Below are 17,529 nucleotides of genomic sequence, written 5' to 3' on the forward strand. Positions count from 1 at the left end.
TAAAATAGCCACACCCTTCGGGGTGTGGCTATTTTGCGTTAACCACCCAACAACAGCGCAACTCCGCCACAGAACAAACCGCGAGTTTGACGCTCACGCCAGCGATTGACCGTCGAAGACACCGCAGGTCCGACATACGCTCGGTTACTTAGGCTTGCAGTTCCGCGTCAATCCATTCACTTCCAGCAGGCTCGAGCGAGTGATGACCCGAGGTGATGCCGGCAACCATGGCAGCCAACGCACCTTCGTCATCGATCGTTGATGCGACAGTCATCACAGCAGAGACTCCATAGTCAGTGCCGAGAACGGCAACGTCATTCTGCCGAAGTTCCGCCTCAATGCGACCCGCATCCGAATGGGGAAGTGTCAAACGAAAAAGCTCGCGCCGCTCACGAAGCACGAGCATTTTCTTCGCCCTAGCGTCGTCGACCGCAAGTGCTATGGCATCCGAATAGGCCCGGATGAGGCCGCCAGTGCCCAACAGAGTTCCGCCGAAATAGCGACTGACTACGGCAACGCAATCGATCAGATTGCGACCGGAGAGCACATCGAGAATTGGGCGGCCAGCCGTTCCGGACGGCTCGCCATCATCGTTCGATCGCCGCACCTGATGAGGAGTTGCGCTCGATCCCAGTATGAAGGCAGAGCAGTGATGGCGTGCATCCCAGTGCTCCTTGCGGGCTGTCTCAATGACTTCGCGGGCCTCAGCCTCAGTAGCAACGCGCACAATGCGGCCAACAAATCGGGAGCGTTTGACCTCGAACTCCGACTGGACTTGAGCGCCGATGCCGCCGCGTAAAGTGAGCTCCTCCATCAGCCCATTGTCGCGCACGTCAGAGCAGCAGCGTGACGTGAGATCGCCGCTGGGCCGCGTAGGCTGGGATCATCATGGAGCTGTTTGCCGCAATCATCCTCTTTGTCAGTGCTGCCTTCAACGTTGTAGCCTGGCCCCAGTTCTTCCGACGCGTAAGCGCTGACTCTCGGGCACGGGATGCGGCCGGCAAGCCGACGGCGTTCTACCGGGTGCACGCGGTGCTGCTCGCTATCGCGTTGCTTATTGCCGCAGCATCCGTTGTGGCGGGAACGCTGCTGTTCATCGGCTAAGGCCCCTCTCAACGGCACTCCTGCGTCGTTGACGGATAGTCGGGTCGTCGCAAAAAAGAAAAATGCGACCAAGAACCTACTTCAGGGGGGTGCTCTCGATGCGCTTGTCAGCATCATCGCCCAGTATAGGGAGTATGAGTTTTGCGCTGCCGCCGCTCCGGCATCCCCGTCGCACCATTGGTAACCGCCCGTTCGATTTTTCCCGGCAGGTTGCGGTGATGGCGATCGTCAATCGAACCCCTGACTCCTTCTACGATTCGGGGGCCAACTTCGCCCTTGAGGATGCCGTCGCTGCGGCCATTCTCGCAGTGAAGCAGGGAGCTGACTGGGTCGACATCGGGGGAGTTCCCTTTGCGCCAGGTGACCCTCTGAGCGTTGAGGACGAAGCAGCGCGTGTTGTTCCTGTAGTGGAAGAGCTGCGGGCGCAATCTGATGTCGTAATCTCCGTCGATACTTTTCACGCAGAGGTTGCGCGTCGCAGCATTGCGGCCGGTGCCAACGTGATCAATGACACCACTGGCCTGAGCGACCCCGACCTCGCCGCCATAGTGGCTGAGAGCGATGCATCCCTCGTGCTTGTGCACTCGCGCGCGCGGCCGCGGACCCAATTCGCGCGACCTCAATACGAGGACGTCGCCAAGGAAGTCCGTGACTTCTTGGCCGAACGGGTGCAGCGCGCCACTGCCGCGGGCATCTCCGAAGAACGACTATTTGTCGACCCAGGACATGACCTGAATAAGAACACCCTGCATAGTCTTGAACTCACACGACACCTCGATGTCATCACCGCACTCGGCCTGCCAACACTCGTGGCGCTTTCTAATAAAGACTTCATCGGCGAAGTGCTCGACAAACCGAAATCTCAGCGCCTCGAAGGTTCACTAGCCGCAGCCGTGGCTTGCGTATTGAACGGTGCGCGAGTGGTTCGGGTGCACGAAGTGGCAGAGAGCGTCGCAGCCATACGCATCGCTGAAGCCATTTTAGGATTGCGCGAGCCTGCGCAGCTGAAACACAACATGTCCGACGCAAATGAGAGGTAGAACCTGATGGAGGCCGCATCCGAAATTCGTGCATTGACTGCTGGCAGCGAACTGAGCGACCAACAGCTACTGGCAAGCTATGCGGTCGCGGATCGTTCGGTGCCGTGGTTACGGGCCAACTTTGTCTCAAGCATTGATGGTGCAGCAACCCACGAGGGAACATCAGGCCCACTCGGGACTGCGACGGACGCGCGAGTCTTCGCACTCTTGAGACGGCTTGCCGATGTCATTGTCGTTGGTGCGGGAACCGTTCGTCAGGAAGGCTACCGAAATTTGGCCTTAGACCATGATGCAGCGGAATGGAGAGTGGCCAACGGCCTCGCTGCCCAACCGCGGTTTGCCATCGTTAGTGCATCCTTGAGGCTTGAGCCCAAGGATCTTGCTGGCTACGCTGTGCGTCCATTCGTGATCACAACGGAGAGCGCGTCACCGCAGGCGCGTGCCGCACTGGAGGAAGTCGCCGATGTAGTCGTTGCCGGCGACACCGAGGTCGATACTGTCGAGTTGAAGCATCTCCTTGCCGATCGCGGCTACCCCCAATTGCATAGTGAGGGCGGGCCAACACTATTTGCGACGATGATCGCTCAAGGCGTGGTCGACGAACTCTGTCTGACTATTAGCCCGCGCATCGAAGGCGGTTCTGCCCGCCGCATTGTGGACGCTGCCGATGCAGCCCCGCAAGAGATGGCACTGGCGCAAGCACTCGGTGGCGATGACGGCGCACTACTACTTCGCTATGTGCGTGCCGCGCGTTAGCACTCCACAACATTGACAGCGAGACCGCCCATGGAAGTCTCTTTGTAGCGAGAACTCATGTCCTTGCCCGTTTCAGCCATCGTAATAATGACCTCATCGAGTGAAACCCGATGCGTGCCGTCGCCCCACAGTGCCATTTTTGCGGCGTTGATTGCCTTGGCCGCCGCAATAGCATTTCGCTCGATGCAGGGGATCTGTACAAGACCACCGATCGGGTCACAGGTCAGACCAAGATTGTGTTCCATCGCGATTTCGGCGGCGTTTTCTACCTGTTCTGGTGTTCCGCCCAAGATCTCGGCTAGTCCCGCCGCGGCCATTGATGATGCGGAACCAACTTCACCCTGACATCCAACTTCAGCACCCGAGATCGATGCCATGCGCTTATAGAGCACCCCAACGGCGGCGCTGGCGAGCAGGAAGCGCACTGTCGCATCATCCTTTGTTGCCTGGTCAGCGTCTCTCATGCCGGGAGCATAGTGAGTGGCATAAAACAGCACCGCGGGGATGATGCCTGCTGCGCCGTTTGTTGGTGCCGTGACGACGCGACCACCAGAAGCGTTTTCTTCGTTGACGGCGAGAGCGACCAAGTTGACCCACTCTTGCCAGAAAACGGGGTCACGGTCGGGGTCTTCGCGGCGGAGACGAGCGTGCCAGTCGGGTGCCCGTCGACGCACATTCAGAGTGCCGGGAAGGTTGCCGGTGCGCTCAAGGCTATTGTTCTTACACTCATCCATGACGTCACGAATGTGAAGGAGTCCTGCAGCGACTTCGTCGTAACTGCGGCGCGCGAGTTCATTTCGAAGCATCACGCCGCTGAAGCTCAGGCCCTCAGCCCGGCAGTGAGCCAAGAGCTGGGCCGCAGTACGGAAGGGTAGGGGATCAGCAACCGCTGCGGGGCCGGTGGACGAGCTGCCGTCGCGGTTGTCACCCTCCCGGTAGATGAAGCCGCCACCAATGGAGAAGTAGGTCGCTTCAAGGACTGCGATGTCATCTTTGTCGTATGCGGCAAATCGCATACCGTTCGGATGTCCGTCGAGAACTGTGAGCGGGTGGAGTGCGATCGCGCCCTCCGTGAACGGAACTTCGTGTGTCTCCGCAAGCTGCAGGACGCCCGTACTCTCAATTCGTTCGAGAATCTTTTCCATCTCTGCTGGAAGAACCTGGTCGGGTAGTTTGCCCTCCAACCCGATGAGCACAGCGCTCATCGTGCCGTGACCAGCACCGGTAGCGGCGAGAGAACCATAGAGCCGGACCTGGAGCGACGTGACAGCGTCGAGCATCCCGTGTTCGGCAAGGTCGGCAGCGAATGATGCGGCAGCACGCATGGGGCCGACGGTGTGGGAGCTAGATGGGCCAATGCCGACCGTGAACAGGTCGAAGCTGCTGAGGGGCACCTCTTCGAGCGAGGGTGTCGGTACTTCGGTTCGGGGCGTCAGATTGCGAATTGGCACGGTGACTCCATTTCTTCACCACACATCTTCGTGCGGGCGTCGTTGAGTCCTCTCCGCTCTGTATCGGGCCTGAGAGTTTCCGCACGCTTGTGGCGTTACGTTGCCCCGTCGGCGAGTCGGACAGGGCCGACTACTTTTCAGAGTTGCCTAGCCACTGCGGTACTGGTGCCTGAGAGATTCCCGGAGAGGGTTTGCTCCTACGGCGCCAACCAACGATCGGAAGGGCTCTCCCGCAGCGGTATGACGGCTGTTCACTTGTGCCATCAGCATACACTTCGGTCGAGAACGACGACCGGCTATCTGGCGGATGCTGAGGCGCAATTGAGCAAGCAGTCAGGATGCGCAGCGCGAGTGCGTGCCTCTTTTAGTCTTCCGGATCGGTGGGATCGAGCGGTTCATGGTGGTCAGCATTCGTGACTCCTCGACGCCAGTAGCCATCTGCTGAAACCTGCTGTTTGGGCAGACCCAGTTCTCGGCGTAGGTAGCGGCGCAAAGGGACAAGCGTTGTGGCTTCGCCAGCGAGGAAAATGTAGGTCGATTCGCCAATCTCTCCGAGTGCCCGGAGCGCAGCGTCGAGTTGGCCGAGCCCGTCGCGGCGGTAGAACCACTCAGCAGACATGCGTGCTTTCTGTTCGGGGCTGAAATAGCTCTCGACGGTCTCATCGGCAACATCAAACAACGCAGTGACGTGCACCGAAGTGGGAAGCATATCGATCCACCGCGAGCTGGTTGGCAGAGCGGTTTCGTCAGCGATAAGGATTACGTGCGTTGCGCCACGGGGGAGCAACTTTGACCCACGGGGTCCAGCGATCACGAGAGGATCCCCGATGCGGGCGTGGCCGGCCCAAGCGGAAGCGGGACCTTCATCGCCGTGAACAACAAAATCAATATCAAGCTCGTGCTGACCCTCTGAGCTGCGGAAACCGAGAGGCGTGTAATCGCGGGAAATCACGACACCGCCCTGGGGCTTGCTGATGCCAGACTCGGTCATGACGGGAGCGGAAAGCTCTCCAGTCGAGGGGTCAGGAAAGAAGATTTTGACGTGGTCGGCAGGTCCGCTGGCCACGAACCCGTCGAGTTCGTCACCGCTCAGGGTGATGCGAGCGATGGTCGGCGTGGGGTGGCTCACCGCGCTAACAGTGACCCGGCGGATGATTAGGGGGTGCTTGGCGGAATCGCGTTCAATGGTCATAGGCGGTTGGCGCGAGGGCCGGCTCATTTCATCTTAAAATAAGGGTTGCCTAATAACTCTATAGCGAGACTGCTGAGAGTTCTAGGCGATGTCGATAGGTGGTCGCTACCCTGTCGCCGCGGTAACGCTGGTTGTGATTGAAATCTCGCCCTCCAAGGTGCGATGCACCGGACACTTATCGGCAATCACGAGAAGCGCCTGACGTTGCTCGTCGCTGAGATCGCCGTCAAGAGTGAGCTCGCGCGTAATGTGCTCGACGGTTCCCTCGGTGGCCGTGCAATGCTCGCAGGTCGCGGCATCCAGTCGCTCGCGAGTCAAGCGCACGCTCACCCCCGTCAAGGGCATCTTCTTGCGATCGGCGTACATGCGGATGGTGATCGACGTGCAGCTTCCGAGACCGGCAAGAATCAAATCGTAGGGACTCGGTCCGTGGTTTTCGCTGAGCGGTGCAGGCTCGTCAGAGATGAACTCATGCCCCGATGCGAGTACTCGCTGTTCATATCGAGCTGGACCGCTTTCGCGGACAATAACTGAACGACCGTCGGTAGTGACAGCGGCGCTCGGCTCGATGACGGTCATCGGGCCTTCGGCTGAAGTCGGGGTCTCAGCACCGTCGAAGGCATAGCGAGCAGCCCAGGCCGCGATGATGCTTGCAGCGAAGGTCGCATCGTCGCGGTTGCTGAGCAGGTGATCCGCTCCGTCGAGTGCAACAAAGGATTTGGGGTGCCGAGCAGTTTCGAAAATCTCGCGTGCGTTGTCGATGCCCACCGTCTGATCGATGGGGGAGTGAACGACGAGGAGTGCTGCATCCAAATCTCGCAACCTCGCGGACTGCGGCTGAGCGGCAATGTCGTCGAGCAATTGCTTGCGAATGCGAAACTCACGCCCGCCAAGCTGAACCTGGGCTTCGCCGCGACTCTCGATTTCAGCGTTCGCAGCACCGAACAGGTTTGTGATGTGCGAAGGGTCGCTTGGGGCGCCGATCGTCACCACCGCGCGAGTTGAAGGAATGCGATGGGCGGCAGCGAGAACGGCAGCGCCGCCGAGCGAGTGCCCGATCAACAACGATGGCGCGCGGTAGTTGTCTCGCAAAAACTCAGTCGCGGCAACGACATCTTCAATGTTCGACGTGAAGTTTGTGTTGGCAAAGTCACCGTCAGATCCGCCAAGCCCTGTGAAGTCAAAGCGCAGAACTGCGACCCCGTAGTCAACGAGCGCTCGCGAAATACGGGAGGCGGCGAACGAGTCTTTTGAACACGTGAAGCAGTGGGCAAACAGCGCGAATGCTGCTGGTGTGCCCTCAGGAAGTTCCAGTCGGGCAGCGAGCATAGTGTCGTCGGATCCCGGAAATTCGATCTTCATTGTTGCTACCGCCCTGTGTTCGAGGAACTACCAGCGTTTCTCATCCGGCTACTGGTTGCAACACCATCGCGGTCACCAATTGTTCCCTTGACGAATAGAGCGCCTATCGAAGATACAGATCTTCGACAGCCGCTCGCACGCAGTCTTATTTTGCGACTCCAGCGAGAGACCCTGTGATCTGGTTTCCCTCATAGTCATAGGCGATGCAAAGAATCTCGCGATCTCCGTCAGCCCAGCTTCTCTCAGTGGGGTAATACCAGGAGTAGTCGTACATCGAATCCTCGTAATTCACACCGATGAACGACTCGAACTCGACAAGGCAATCGGTTTCCGCTTGAGCGGCGATGACGTCGTCACCGGGGAAATCGCCCTCTGCCAGATACGAAGCCGCGTAAATTTCGCCTTCGTGAGGTTCAGCGCAGTCGATTGTCTTCGTCTGGGAGACTTCGCCCTCAGCGGGAGCACCGGCTTCGCAGTCCCCAACGACGAGGCTGAAAACATCTTGAGTCGTGCCGGGGCCGGGATCTACGGCATCCGAAAATCCATTGGCTACAAGAGTGAGGATGCTGCAACCGCTGAGAGCTACCGTTGCGGTAGCCACTGTTGCGATTACGAGCGCCCGGCGCCAGATTTTTTCTGTCGTCATTAGGGTCAGTCGCTTTCGTGAGAATGTAAAAATGCCGAGGATAAGTTAAGCCTAGTCAACTCAGCGTATTCACAGGTACCCCAAACGGGTGAACTATTGGTAAGAACGCAACAGCTCTAGCGTTTCATCGTGCAGCAGTGTGTTAGTCGCCAAGGCGCTCCCATGCCACGGCCCAGCCTCGCCCTCAATCGAGGTGAACTGTCCACCCGCTTCGAGCACAATGGGAATCAGCGCAGCCATGTCATACGGCTGGAGATCGAACTCGCCAACGACATCCAACGCGCCCTCGGCCAGCAGCATATACGCCCACATGTCGCCAATCGCCCGCGAACGCCAGGTAGCCCGAGTTAGAGCGATGACCGCATCGAGTCGACCAACGCCATCCCAGCCGGAAAGGCTGTTGTAGCTAATGGAGGCGGCCTCAAGCGACGCAACTTTGCTCACAAAGATCTGTTCTGGCTCTCCATCGTGTGCCTGAGCAAAAGCACCATGACCGGTTGCGGCCCACCAGCGTTTGCCGAGAGCGGGCGAGCTGACGACTCCGACCTGAGGCACGCCATCAATGACGAGCGAGATCAGGGTGCCCCAGATGGGAACACCGCGGAGAAAGTTTGATGTTCCGTCGATGGGATCGATAATCCATTGACGGCTCGAGTTGCCTGCCTCACCGTACTCTTCGCCGAGAATGGAATCTCCCGGGCGCGCAGCAGCAATACCGGCACGGATGCTTCGCTCGACAGCCTTGTCGGCATCCGTTACCGGTGTGCGGTCAGGCTTGGTGGTGATCTCAAGATCGAGCGCCGTGAAGCGATCGAGCGAGATGAGGTCAGCATCTCCCGCCAGCGCGAGAGCAAGAGAAAGATCGTCAGCGAGAGTGTATTCGGTCACCCCTACACGCTAGTGGAACCCAGCGTCGTGATGAGTCGCTGGAAGGAATCCAATCGCAGTTTTCCGACCTCGCCAAGATCGCCAGCGGCCACCGCTTCGGCGATTGCACAGTCTGGAGCATCCGGAAGATGGGTGCAGCCGCGGGGGCACTCCTCAGCAAGAACCGCTAAATCGGTGAACGACGACAAAATCTTGCCAGGGTCGATATGACCTAAACCGAAGGAACGAACTCCGGGAGTATCGACCACCCAACCAGAGCCAACACGGTAAGAGATCGTTGAAGATGACGTGTGGCGCCCCCGGCCGGTAACCGCATTCACGTGGCCGACAGCACGATTCGCATCAGGAACCAACGCATTTACCAGCGTGGACTTTCCGACACCCGAGTGACCGACAGCCACCGTGGTGTGGCCATCCAAGATTTGCCGAAGCTCCTCAAGCGGAACCTCATCTGACCGGCTCGCGATTACCCGAAACTCGAGCCCCGCAAAGTTCTCCAAGAACTCAGCCGGATCTTGCAGGTCAGTCTTAGTGATGCACAGGATGGGAGTAATTCCGGCGTCGTAAGCCGCCACCAGATAGCGGTCGACCAGACGCGGTCGCGGCTCAGGGTCGGCGGCGGCAACGACAATGAGCATCTGGTCGGCGTTGGCCACAATGATGCGTTCTACGGCATCCGTGTCATCTGCACTGCGGCGAAGTAGGGTCTTGCGCTCGCGGATGCGAACGATACGGGCCAGCGTTCCCTCTGTTCCGCTCGTGTCTCCGACGAGGTCGACCCAGTCGCCGGTGACCACCGAGACTTTGCCTTGCTGATTTCGCCCCAGTTCGCGGGCACGTGCGGCAATGATTTGGCGTTCGTCGTCGGTGCCTTCAGCAACCCAGATTCCGTAGCGTCCGCGGTCGACGCTGAACACGCGACCCTCGATGGCGTCGGCGTGCTCGGGGCGAATTTTACTTCGCGGCTTGTTCGCTTTGGGATTCGGACGCATGCGAATCGAACTCTCGTCGTATTCGCTGTATTTGCGGTCGTCGTCTTCGTCATCTCCGCTGAGCCAACTCATCGTTACAGCAACCCAAGACTGGTGGTCGTGAGCGGGGCATCGCCAACGAGCGTTGCCCAAAGTGCGGGGAATTGTGGCAGAGTTTTTGCGGTTGCGTCGATACCTTCGACCTCGACACCCTCGACTGCAAGGCCGATGATTGCGCCGGCGGTCGACATACGGTGGTCTTCGTAGCTGTGCCACACTCCGCCATGGAGTGTGCGCGGCTCAATGTGCAGGCCATCGTCGAGTTCTGTTACGGCTCCGCCGAGGGCGTTGATTTCAGCGCTGAGCGCTGCGAGGCGATCTGTTTCGTGACCTCGCAGATGACCGATGCCCGTGATCGTGCTCGGCGATGACGCGAGCGCAGCCAACGCAACGATTGCGGGTGCGAGCTCACCACCGGTGCTCAAATCGAGGTCGATTCCTGGATAGCTGACGCCGCCGATGATGCCAGCGCCGCCGTCGATCGTGAGTGCACCATCGGAGCGCGTTGCCGTAGCGCCGAAGAGCGTTAGTAGGTGCTCGAGGTCTGCACCGACCTGTGTCGTGGATGCTGGCCAGCCCTCTATCGTGACTGTTCCGCCCGCGACTACGGCAGCAGCTAAGAAAGGAGCAGCATTTGAAAGATCGGGTTCGAGCGCGACATCGATTGCCCGAATCGGAGCGGCCGGGACAATCCACACCCCGGGTTCTGGACTGTCAACGATCACACCGCGCGCCGCTAGGCAGGCGATAGTCATCTCGACGTGGGGCATGCTTGGTAGTTTTTCACCCGTGTGCCGCAGCGTGAGGCCATTATCGAAACGCGCAGCCGCGAGGAGCAGACCGGAAACGAACTGGCTAGATGCTGACGCATCGATGCTAATTTCGCCGCCAGCGACCGACCCCATGCCGTAGAGGCTGAAGGGAAGAGTTCCTCGGCCATCGGAGGACACATCAACGCCAAGCGCACGCAGCGAGTCGATGGTGGTGCGCATGGGTCGCCGGCGCGCCGCCTCATCCCCGTCAAAGGCGATGGGCCCGAGAGCAAGTGCTGCTACTGGAGGCAAGAAACGCATAACGGTACCAGCGAGGCCACAATCGATCGAGCTTCCACCTTGGAGCTCGCCTGGGGTAATGGCAAGATCCGGACCAAACACGTTGCCCGTGGGGATTTCGGTGATTCCGACGCCGAGAGCGCGCAACGCCTCAATCATGAGCGCGCTGTCACGAGAGTGAAGCGGTGAATGCAGCACGGACGGGCCATCTGCCAAAGCTGCCAGAACAAGCTCACGGTTCGTCAGGCTCTTGCTGCCGGGGAGGCTCAACGATTCTGCCAAGGCGTGAGTAACCGTCGGTGCTGGCCAATTGCCGGGCACCGTCGTCTCAGGAACCGAGTCGTCGTCGTAGGGGCTGAACTCTGGGTTGGAATACTTGGATACGAACATTAGTTACTAAGAGTATCGACGTTTTACCCACCACGGAGGAGGCACCAGCATGACTGCATTACTGAGCACTCAGCAGGATGCCGTGATCTGCGAACTAGAATTGTCGCTGATGACTACCGACGAAGTTGAGCAGAGCGATACCGACACCGCAGCGGCGGACAAACGACGGCAATTCGAGGAACAAGCGCTGCCGTATATGGACCAGCTCTTTGGCGCCGCGATGCGCATGACCCGTAACCCCAGCGACGCTGCCGACCTTGTGCAAGAGACGTTTGTTAAAGCGTTTCAGGCATTCGGGCAGTTTCAGCAGGGCACGAACCTGAAGGCTTGGCTGTACCGCATCCAAACCAACACGTTCATCAATATTTACCGCAAGAACCAACGCAGCCCTTACCAAGGCACCATTGATGAGCTGGAAGATTGGCAACTGGGTGGCGCAGAGTCGATAACCCAGTCAGTCTCCACGCGTTCTGCTGAGGCGGAAGCTATTGATCACTTGCCCGATAGCGCCGTGAAGGATGCTCTTCAGTCGATCCCCGAAGATTTCCGACTCGCTGTCTACTTTGCCGACGTTGAAGGCTTCTCTTATCAAGAGATCGCCGACATCATGAAAACCCCCGTAGGGACCGTAATGAGCCGACTGCACCGTGGCCGTCGCATGCTGCGTGAACTACTGGCCGACTATGCGCGTGACCGCACCCCCGGCACGCCCGCATCATCTAGGAGCACGAAATGACCGACTGTGGTTGCGAGAAAGCAAAAGCGGAGCTCGAGGAATACCTCGACCGCGAATTGAACGAAGCCGATTTCCAAGATGTTTCTGATCATCTGGATAACTGCGAATCGTGCTCGAGTGAACATCTCGTTGCTCTCGCACTGAAGTTGAAAGTCAAGCAGGCATGCCGCGAGAAGGCTCCAGAAGATCTGCGTAACGCGATCCTGTCGAAGCTGGCAGACGCCTAAATCGCTCTATCGTTTACGTCACTTGTAGCGATCTATAAGTGAGTACTCGTGAATTAACGCCCTAAAAGCGAAAGCGGGCATCCTCCGAAGAGGATGCCCGCTTTCGCTGTTAAGGCGTAACCGCGACCCTAAGGCTGCGTAATCGCGTGATCGATCAGTTCTGCTTGCTCAAGCGCGCTGCGCTTCGACGATCCGGTTGCCGGCGAGGCGGCAGCTGGACGTGACGCAAGCTTGATTTCGCCTGATTTGAGGTGACGAGCCAGTTCCAAACTAATGAACGGCCACGCACCCTGGTTTTCGGGCTCATCTTGAGTCCACACGATGTCAGCGTTCGGGTACTTCGCGAGTACCTCTGTCATGTCAGTAACGGGCAGCGGGTAGAACTGCTCCATGCGCACAACCGCGATGTGCTTGATCTCGCGCTTATCGAGCTCGGCAACGATGTCGTAGTACGTCTTTCCCGAAGTCACGATGACGCGTGTGACGCCCGACTTGTCTTCGAGACGGACGTCATCGATAACGGGTTCGAAGCGACCACTCGTGAAGTCAGCAACATCGCTCGTTGCACCGCGCAGACGAAGCATCGCCTTAGGGGTGAACACGATTAGCGGGCGGCGTGGACGCGAATAGGCCTGACGACGCAGCAAGTGGAAGTACGACGCAGGCGTTGACGGGCGAGCCACGATCATGTTGTTCTCGGCACACATCTGCAAGTAGCGTTCGATGCGGGCAGACGAATGATCTGGCCCCTGGCCTTCATAACCGTGCGGAAGCAGCATGACAACGCTCGAGCGCTGCGCCCACTTCTGTTCGGCGCTGGAGATGAACTCGTCAATCACGATCTGGGCGCCGTTAGCGAAGTCACCGAACTGCGCTTCCCACATGACGAGAGCATCTGCACGCTCCACTGAGTAGCCATATTCGAAGCCCAAAGCGGCGTATTCGCTGAGCAGGGAGTCGTAGATCCAGAAACGCGACTGGTTTTCGGAGAGGTTCTGCAGAGGAAGCCACTCTTGACCATTCTGGCGGTCATGGAGAACGGCGTGACGCTGCACAAATGTGCCGCGGCGAGCATCCTGACCGGCCATGCGGACCGGAGTGCCTTCCAGCAGCACTGAACCAATTGCCAACAACTCGGCGAATGCCCAGTCGATAGCGCCCTTGCGGCTCATATCGACGCGCTTGCGCAGCAAAGCCTGCAACTTGGTGTGAACCGTGAAGTTCGCCGGTGGGTTGCCGTGCGCGTCACCGATGAGCTGAACGATGCTTTCGTCGATACCGGTGGTGATGGGTTCACCAACAGCATCATCGCGCTGCGAGCCTGGACGCTCTAGATCAGACGTTGCATTGCCATCCTGAGTAAGGATCGGCATGGAACCGGTCTGTGCCGCGTGAGTCTCCGCAAATGCGCGCTCAAGACGATCTTGGAAGTCCTGGTGGCTCGCTTCGTATTCTTCTTGCGTGATATCGCCTCGGCCGACGAGACCCTCAGTATAGAGAGTACGAACGGAACGCTTGGCCTCGATCAGGTTGTACATCAGCGGCTGCGTCATCGAGGGGTCATCGCCCTCGTTGTGGCCACGGCGGCGGTAGCAAATCAGGTCAATGACAACGTCGCGGTGGAACTTCTGACGGTACGCAAAAGCCAGCTCAGAAACGCGAACCACAGCTTCGGGGTCGTCGCCGTTCACGTGGAAGATCGGTGCCTGAACCGTCTTAGCGACATCGCTGGAATACTGCGAAGTGCGTGCCTCGCCGGGAGGGGTAGTGAAGCCAACCTGATTGTTGATGTTCACGTGGATGGTTCCGCCGGTGCGGTACGCACGCAATTGAGACATCTGCAGAATCTCAACGACAATGCCCTGACCAGCCATAGCAGCATCACCGTGAACCATCACAGGAAGAACAGCGTAGGACCCAATCGGGCGGCGATCCTGCTTTGCCCGAACGATGCCCTCAAGAACGCCATCGACGGCCTCAAGGTGTGAAGGGTTAGCCGCAAGGTAGACAGGGATCTGTCGGCCATCGGCAGCAGTGAAAGTTCCCTCGGTGCCGAGGTGATACTTCACATCGCCAGAACCCTGAACGGTGCGCGGGTCTTGAGTGCCCTCGAATTCGCGGAAGATCTGACCGTAAGTCTTGCCAGCGATGTTCGTGAGAACGCTGAGGCGACCACGGTGCGCCATGCCGATGGCGACCTCTTCAAGGTTTGCTTCTGCTGCCTTCTGAATGACGGCATCCAGCAGGGCGATTGTTGACTCTCCACCCTCAAGGCTGAAGCGCTTCTGGCCGACATACTTGGTCTGAAGGAACGTCTCGAATGCTTCGGCTTCATTGAGCTTGCCGAGGATGCGCATCTGCTCGTCGTGGCCAGGCTTGGTGTACGGCTTCTCGACGTGATCCTGAATCCAGCGACGCTGCTCAGGGTCTTGAATGTGCATGTACTCGATACCGACAGTGCGACAGTATGCGTCGCGCAGCATTCCGAGAATCTCGCGCAGCAGAGCCTGACGCTTGCCGCCGAATCCACCCGTGACGAATTCACGATCAAGATCCCAGAACGTCAGGCCGTGACTCGAAATATCGAGGTCGGGGTGGGAACGCTGGCGGTACTCGAGCGGATCGGTATCTGCCATGAGGTGGCCACGAACCCGGAACGAGTTGATGAGTTCTTGAACGCGCGACGTCTTATTGACGTTGTCCGCGAGGTCGACACTGATGTCATTTGCCCAGTGAATGGGGTCGTAGGGGATGCGTAGCGCGGCAAAAATGTCTTCATAGAAGTGATTTTCGCCAATGAGGCGCTCGTGAATCTTCTTAAGGAACTCACCAGAACCGGCGCCCTGGATGACGCGGTGGTCATACGTGCTCGTCAGCGTTACGGTCTTGCCGATACCCAACTCGGTGAGCGTACGAAGGCTTGCGCCTTGGAACTCCGCCGGGTATTCCAGCGCGCCAGCGCCGACGATTGTTCCCGAACCGCGCATGAGGCGAGGAACAGAATGTTCAGTACCGATGCCTCCGGGGTTCGTCAACGAAATCGTGTTGCCCATGTAGTCGGCACCGGTGAGCTTGTTGGCTCTGGCACGCGAAACGACATCTTCATATGCAACAAGGAATTCGCCGAAGCCCATTGTCTCGGCCTGTTTGATGCCGGGAACTACGAGAGCACGCGTGCCATCAGGCTTCGGCATATCGATAGCGATACCCAAGTTAATGTGAGCCGGGGTCACGACCGAAGGCTTGCCCTCTGGCTCGTCGTAGTAGACGTTCTGGCTGGGGAACTCTTTGAGGGTCTGGATGATCGCCCACGCAATGAGGTGCGTAAACGACACCTTTCCACCGCGAGCACGCTTGAGGTGGTTGTTGATGACAATGCGATTGTCGATCATGAGCTTGGCCGGGATCGTACGAACGCTTGTTGCGGTCGGGACAGTGAGGCTTGAGTCCATGTTCGACGCGAGTGCCTTTGCGGCACCGCGCAGAGGCGCAACAACATTCTCGGCTTGTGGCTTCGGGGCAGCAGGTGTCTGGGTCGTATCGACCGGCGTTGTGGTCGGCGCTTCGGCCGGAATCGGCTGAGGCTTCGGTTCTACAGACGTCGTGCGTGCGACGGGCTGGCTGCCGGTGCTCGGATTGGCTTCGTCGACGAACGGCTTCTCGTCGGCAGGAGCTTGCGCAGCAGCCTTCGGCTCGGGGGCCTCTGGCTCCTCGGTTGTTAAGGGCTCTGCTGCCTTCGCTGCCTGAGGCGACTCTGCCTGTGCAGCGGCTGGAGTGTCTACGGTCGCGGTGGAAGAGTCCTCTGTCGGCGTGGGGTCTACCGCTGGTTGATAGTTCGCGAGGAACGGCCACCACGCTTCATCCACAAGATTCTTGTCTTCGAGGTACTTTTCGTACATCTCGTCGACCAACCATTCGTTGGCCCCGAACTCGCCCGAGGAGTCACCTTCTGGTGCGATTCCGGTTACTTGGCCTGACACGTCAAACCGCCTACTTTCAGTTCTGGTGTGTGAAAAAGTGGCGCACATTCCGTACGCCGGACATCCCGATCAATCTTAATCGCTTTGTTGTGTGTCCGCTGGCCGCGAGACGCACAGATCGTGCTTTTTTGACGCAATTTTCACGAATGTTCCCATTCCGCGGCGATTACGCTAGTAACTATGGACTTCTATGAAACAACCCCACGGCACGACCTGACTTATTCAGACGTGTTTCTGGTTCCCAGCCACTCTTCGGTTGGTAGCCGAATGGCTGTTTCCCTTGCCCCGGGAGATGGAACCTCGGCGACTATTCCGCTCGTTGCCTCCAACATGAACTCTGTCACGGGCCCACGCCTTGCGGCTAGCATTGCGCGGCGCGGTGGCCTTGGCGTTTTGCCCCAAGATCTCAGTAGCGAAGATATGGATGCCGCAATCGCTTGGGTGCGTTCGCAACCGATCGACCTTGATTCGGCTGTCTATTTCAGCCCGAGTGATTCGGTAGAGCAGGCATTGCTACAGGTTCCCCCGCTCGCCGGGCACGGAGTGGTGCTGATCGAGAATGGTGCGCTCGCAGGCGTCATCGATGCTGAACGCCTCGGCGAGGCCATGCCTGCGGCAGCCCTTGGCGATCTGGCGCGGCACGACACCAATGCCATCGACCGCTCAGAATTTTCGAGTGCGCGTGAGCTCTTCGACTTGCTCATCGAGCGGGATCTTGACTTCGTTCCTGTCACCGACGGCGACACGGTAGTTGGCGCTACTAGCGTCAAGAGTGCTCTCCGTTCGACGCTGTACACACCGGCACTGGACAGCGAGGGAAAACTCGCGGTTGCTGCTGCGCTCGGAATCAATGGTGATGTTGCGACTCGTGCTCGCGCCCTCGTCGACGCCGGAGTGAGCACCCTCGTGCTCGATACGGCCCACGGCCACCAAGATGGCATGGTCCGAGCAGTAGAGAAAGTCGCCGCCCTCAATCTTGGGGTCGCCATTGCGGCCGGAAACGTCGTGACTGCTGCCGCGGTTCGCGACCTTGTACACGCTGGTGCAACGATTATTAAGGTCGGTGTTGGCCCCGGCGCGATGTGCACGACTCGCATGATGACCGCGGTTGGCCGTCCACAGTTCTCAGCAGTACTGGAGACAGCGGCAGCCGCGCGTGAACTCGGAGCCCACGTGTGGGCCGATGGGGGAGTTCGCTACCCGCGAGACGTCGCTTTGGCGCTCGCTGCTGGTGCGGCATCCGTCATGGTCGGTTCGTGGTTTGCTGGCACGATCGAAGCCCCGGGGGAGTTGCGCCACGATGATGCTGGTGCGCTCTATAAGACCAGTTGGGGAATGGCATCGACGAAGGCTGTCCGTGCTCGTTTCGGTGGTCTCGATCCCTATGAGCTAGCACGCAAGGAACTGTTCGCTGAAGGAATTTCGGGGTCAAAAATTTACCTCGATCCGTCGCGGCCATCTCTTGATGATCTGGTCGACATGATTACCTCGGGCGTTCGCAGCTCGTTCACCTATGCGGGAGCATCACAACTCAGTGAGTTCCGCGATCGGGCTCTGGTGGGAATCCAGTCGGCAGCAGGCTATGAAGAAGGCAAAGCGTTGCCCGTGAGTTGGTAACTCAGCAGCGGTTGCGCAGGAATTTGGCCTATACTCAAGGCCATAATGGACGACCCT

The 17,529-nt window shown here is 58.8% G+C and carries 15 protein-coding genes and 1 riboswitch; of the genes, 6 read left to right on the plus strand and 9 right to left on the minus strand.

Annotated elements, in window-relative coordinates; genetic code table 11:
• Positions 1–148: 148 nt before the first annotated feature.
• Positions 149–814: an IMPACT family protein gene (locus tag ACOH1Z_RS12300; RefSeq protein WP_449648790.1), complete on the minus strand. Its 666-nt coding sequence runs from the start codon at positions 812–814 to the stop codon at positions 149–151.
• Between the two features lie 74 nt (positions 815–888).
• On the opposite strand from ACOH1Z_RS12300, the gene ACOH1Z_RS12305 reads away from it, so the two are divergent.
• The 3 genes from ACOH1Z_RS12305 to ACOH1Z_RS12315 all read left to right on the plus strand — a co-directional run bounded on the left by ACOH1Z_RS12305 (position 889) and on the right by ACOH1Z_RS12315 (position 2,900).
• The gene (locus tag ACOH1Z_RS12305; RefSeq protein ID WP_449648791.1) at positions 889–1,104 is read left to right on the plus strand and encodes an SCO4848 family membrane protein; all 216 of its coding nucleotides are present in this window, start codon (positions 889–891) and stop codon (positions 1,102–1,104) included.
• 134 nt (positions 1,105–1,238) lie between these two features.
• Entirely contained in the window at positions 1,239–2,144 is a 906-nt protein-coding gene (gene folP / locus ACOH1Z_RS12310; protein ID WP_449648792.1) for a dihydropteroate synthase, read from the plus strand.
• Between the two features lie 6 nt (positions 2,145–2,150).
• Complete coding sequence (locus ACOH1Z_RS12315; RefSeq protein ID WP_449648793.1) at positions 2,151–2,900, plus strand: pyrimidine reductase family protein; 750 nt, start codon at positions 2,151–2,153, stop codon at positions 2,898–2,900.
• On the opposite strand, the gene ACOH1Z_RS12320 is transcribed toward ACOH1Z_RS12315, so the two are convergent.
• The 7 genes from ACOH1Z_RS12320 to aroA all read right to left on the minus strand — a co-directional run bounded on the left by ACOH1Z_RS12320 (position 2,897) and on the right by aroA (position 10,912).
• Positions 2,897–4,351, minus strand: coding sequence for an L-serine ammonia-lyase (locus ACOH1Z_RS12320; RefSeq protein WP_449648794.1), 1,455 nt, complete (start codon positions 4,349–4,351; stop codon positions 2,897–2,899). The genes ACOH1Z_RS12315 and ACOH1Z_RS12320 overlap by 4 nt on opposite strands.
• Positions 4,352–4,498: 147 nt before the next feature.
• Positions 4,499–4,594: riboswitch (glycine riboswitch) on the minus strand.
• A gap of 121 nt (positions 4,595–4,715) precedes the next feature.
• Positions 4,716–5,543: a siderophore-interacting protein gene (locus ACOH1Z_RS12325; RefSeq protein ID WP_449648795.1), complete on the minus strand. Its 828-nt coding sequence runs from the start codon at positions 5,541–5,543 to the stop codon at positions 4,716–4,718.
• Positions 5,544–5,648: 105 nt separating this feature from the next.
• Positions 5,649–6,905, minus strand: coding sequence for a bifunctional alpha/beta hydrolase/OsmC family protein (locus ACOH1Z_RS12330; protein WP_449648796.1), 1,257 nt, complete (start codon positions 6,903–6,905; stop codon positions 5,649–5,651).
• A 145-nt stretch (positions 6,906–7,050) separates the two neighbouring features.
• Entirely contained in the window at positions 7,051–7,551 is a 501-nt protein-coding gene (locus tag ACOH1Z_RS12335) for a septum formation family protein (protein ID WP_449648797.1), read from the minus strand.
• A 93-nt stretch (positions 7,552–7,644) separates the two neighbouring features.
• On the minus strand, positions 7,645–8,439 hold the full coding sequence (locus ACOH1Z_RS12340) for an inositol monophosphatase family protein (protein ID WP_449648798.1): 795 nt from the start codon (positions 8,437–8,439) through the stop codon (positions 7,645–7,647).
• Positions 8,440–8,441: 2 nt separating this feature from the next.
• Positions 8,442–9,503, minus strand: a complete 1,062-nt coding sequence (gene rsgA, locus ACOH1Z_RS12345; RefSeq protein WP_449648799.1) for a ribosome small subunit-dependent GTPase A — start codon at positions 9,501–9,503, stop codon at positions 8,442–8,444.
• A gap of 2 nt (positions 9,504–9,505) precedes the next feature.
• A complete protein-coding gene (gene aroA, locus ACOH1Z_RS12350) occupies positions 9,506–10,912 on the minus strand; it encodes a 3-phosphoshikimate 1-carboxyvinyltransferase (RefSeq protein WP_449648800.1) in 1,407 nt (468 codons plus the stop codon).
• Positions 10,913–11,021: 109 nt separating this feature from the next.
• Between aroA and ACOH1Z_RS12355 the strand changes: the two genes are divergently transcribed.
• Entirely contained in the window at positions 11,022–11,648 is a 627-nt protein-coding gene (locus tag ACOH1Z_RS12355; RefSeq protein ID WP_449649005.1) for a sigma-70 family RNA polymerase sigma factor, read from the plus strand.
• Entirely contained in the window at positions 11,645–11,875 is a 231-nt protein-coding gene (locus tag ACOH1Z_RS12360; RefSeq protein WP_339621957.1) for a zf-HC2 domain-containing protein, read from the plus strand. Before ACOH1Z_RS12355 ends, ACOH1Z_RS12360 begins: the two co-directional genes overlap by 4 nt.
• A 128-nt stretch (positions 11,876–12,003) precedes the next feature.
• Here ACOH1Z_RS12360 and ACOH1Z_RS12365 read toward each other — a convergent pair whose 3' ends face one another.
• Positions 12,004–15,855 (minus strand): multifunctional oxoglutarate decarboxylase/oxoglutarate dehydrogenase thiamine pyrophosphate-binding subunit/dihydrolipoyllysine-residue succinyltransferase subunit, encoded by a 3,852-nt coding sequence (locus ACOH1Z_RS12365; RefSeq protein WP_449648801.1) that lies wholly within the window; start codon positions 15,853–15,855, stop codon positions 12,004–12,006.
• A gap of 180 nt (positions 15,856–16,035) precedes the next feature.
• Between ACOH1Z_RS12365 and guaB1 the strand changes: the two genes are divergently transcribed.
• Positions 16,036–17,472, plus strand: coding sequence for a GMP reductase (guaB1, locus tag ACOH1Z_RS12370; RefSeq protein ID WP_449648802.1), 1,437 nt, complete (start codon positions 16,036–16,038; stop codon positions 17,470–17,472).
• The last annotated feature ends 57 nt before the right edge of the window (positions 17,473–17,529 follow it).

The organism is Rhodoglobus sp. (assembly GCF_053580035.1).